Genomic DNA, 2,357 nt, shown 5'->3' with positions numbered 1-2,357 from the left:
TCGCCGCCCGCGCCCGGGACGGCGCGGACCTGCTCGTCGGGGTGCTCGAACCGGCGCAGGCGCCCGTGCGCAGGCGGGTACTGCGGCGCTGGCTGCTGGACGCCGGGATCGGTGACCTGACCGACGGACACCTGCGGTCGGTGGACGCGCTCGTGGGCCGGTGGCGTGGCCAGGGCGGCGTTTTCCTACCCGGCGGGGTGGAGGCTTACCGGTCGCGTGACAAGCTCGCCCTGAACTTCCGCCAATCCACCACAGGAGGGGGCTGACCGTGTACGAGGGCGACATCGCCTCCGTGCTCATCACCGAGGAGCAGATCAGGGACAAGGTCGCCGAGCTGGCCGCCAAGGTCGCCGCCGACTACCCGACCGAGGGCCGTTCGTCGGACCTGGTGCTCGTGGGTGTGCTCAAGGGCGCGGTGATGTTCATGACCGACTTCGCCCGTGCCCTGCCGATCCCGGCCCAGCTGGAGTTCATGGCGGTGTCGTCCTACGGGTCGTCGACGTCCTCCTCCGGTGTCGTGCGCATCCTGATGGATCTCGACAAGGACATCGCGGGCAAGGACGTCCTGATCGTCGAGGACATCGTGGACTCGGGGCTCACGCTGTCCTGGCTGCTGAAGAACCTCGCCAGCCGGAACCCGGCCTCGCTCGGTGTCTGCTCGTTGCTGCGGAAGAAGGATGCCGTGCAGGTGGACGTGCCCGTGCGCTACGTCGGTTTCGACATCCCGAACGAGTTCGTCGTCGGCTACGGGCTGGACTACGCCGAGAGCTACCGGGATCTGCCGTTCATCGGCACGCTCGATCCGCAGGTCTACTCGTCCTGACCGGGCACGGGCGGGCGATTCGGGACGGCCACCGTCCGGCCGGGGTCGCCCGCCCGGGTAGGCCGGGGGCCAGGTTTCCGCGTTGTCGTAACGGTCAGGCATCGGCGGCGGAGAATCCGCGCGAACACGGAACCCGAAACGGTGAGAATCGGTCGTAGCTCCGCGTCAGGTGCGTTAACCTTAGCGAAGATCGCGGGCGCAGGACCGACGTCGGGCGTCGTGCCCGCCGTGTGTGATGTCCGAATGTGCTGGGGACGGGAGAACGAACAGATGGGCAACAGCAGCTACGCGGATGCCGCCGCGTTCCGTGCGGCCGCGGCGACCGGTCAGGTCGGCATCGATCCGGACGCCGCGCAGGCGGTGCTGAGCAAGATCCGGACGGGCAAGGACGCGGTCGCGGCGCTGTTGGAGAACACCGACTTCCTCGCCGCCCCGCCGAGGCTGGGGGCCAACCCGGTGGGACAGGCGATCGCACACAAGTTCGCCGACCGTGCGGCGGGTGTGGGGGACTCGTACGCGCAGGCGCTGCGCAACCTGTACACCCAGTACGACCAGGCCGAACACGCGATCGTCGAGGCGATGGGTCGTTACGACGACTTCGACGCCTCCAGCGCGCAGTCGTTCAACGGGCAGCTCTGAGCAAGGGGGAGGGCGACATGTATTCCGACAGAGCCACCGACGGGGCCGGGACCGGGGAGGACGCCCAGGCCCGCCCCGGCACACAGACCGGCGGCGCGAGCGAACGTCCGGTGGACGTGGACGCCGTCCGCAGGCAGGAGAGCGCCGAGGTCGCCGACATCGTCAACCGGGCGCGCGGCCGGGCCGAGGGCTTCCTCTTCGGCGACGACCGGGCGATCGGCGCCCGGCCGAACTGGGCCGCGCACGAATCGAAGCAGCTCTACTCCTTCGCGACGGTCGACAACGTGCCCGCCTCCGCCGAGGAGATCGGGCAGACCTGGAACCGCCACGGCGGCGAGTTGACCCGGATCGCCGACGATCTCTACAACGCGATCACCGAACTGGGGTCGGTGTGGCTCGGCCAGGGTGCGGGCGCGGCCCAGGGCGCGCTCGTGGGGATCGCGAACTCCGGTGCGCAGGCCTCGGAGGCGGCCCGCACCATGCAGGACCGGCTCGCGCGGCAGGCCGCCGCCGCGGCGAAGCTGCGGTCGATGCCCCAGCCCAAGGAGTTCGACCCGGCCGACGAGACCGCGGCGATGCTCTCGGGCGGGCCCGCGGCCATGGTCTCGGACCTCAAGGAGAAGTTCGACGCGGCGCAGGAGACCAAGGCGCAGCAGATCGCCTTCCTGGACGCCTACACCACGGAGCTCTCCGAGATCGACGGCACGACGCCGAGCTTCGGCCCCGATTCGCTCGGGCTCAAGGCGATGGCGGGCGGCGTGAGTGCCGAGGCGGGCAACCTCGGTGCCGCGGGCACCTACGGTGCGCCCGGCGGCCACGCGGCGGTGAACCCGGCCGGGGTGAGTGGTGTCGGGGGCGTCGGGACGCCCGGCGCCGCCGCGGGTGCGCAGGCGGC

General features: G+C 70.9%; 3 protein-coding genes and 1 pseudogene. All 4 read left to right on the top strand.

Annotated features, from left to right (window positions below; genetic code table 11):
* Positions 1-266 (top strand): TilS substrate-binding domain-containing protein (locus SACPADRAFT_RS26840; RefSeq protein ID WP_007027316.1); only part of this gene is annotated, 266 nt, incomplete at its 5' end.
* A 2-nt stretch (positions 267-268) separates the two neighbouring features.
* Positions 269-823 carry a hypoxanthine phosphoribosyltransferase gene (gene hpt / locus SACPADRAFT_RS0210380; RefSeq protein ID WP_007027317.1) on the top strand — a complete coding sequence of 185 codons (555 nt, stop codon included), beginning with the start codon at positions 269-271 and terminating at the stop codon, positions 821-823.
* 270 nt (positions 824-1,093) lie between these two features.
* Positions 1,094-1,462: a hypothetical protein gene (locus SACPADRAFT_RS0210375; RefSeq protein WP_007027318.1), complete on the top strand. Its 369-nt coding sequence runs from the start codon at positions 1,094-1,096 to the stop codon at positions 1,460-1,462.
* Between the two features lie 17 nt (positions 1,463-1,479).
* Positions 1,480-2,357, top strand: a pseudogene (locus tag SACPADRAFT_RS26835) (hypothetical protein); the annotation flags it as partial.

The sequence above is a fragment of the Saccharomonospora iraqiensis subsp. paurometabolica YIM 90007 genome (assembly GCF_000231035.2).
GTDB classification, from domain to species: domain Bacteria; phylum Actinomycetota; class Actinomycetes; order Mycobacteriales; family Pseudonocardiaceae; genus Saccharomonospora; species Saccharomonospora paurometabolica.
The sequence above is the reverse complement of the archived record's forward strand: the minus strand, read 5'-3'. Positions and strand labels throughout refer to the sequence as shown.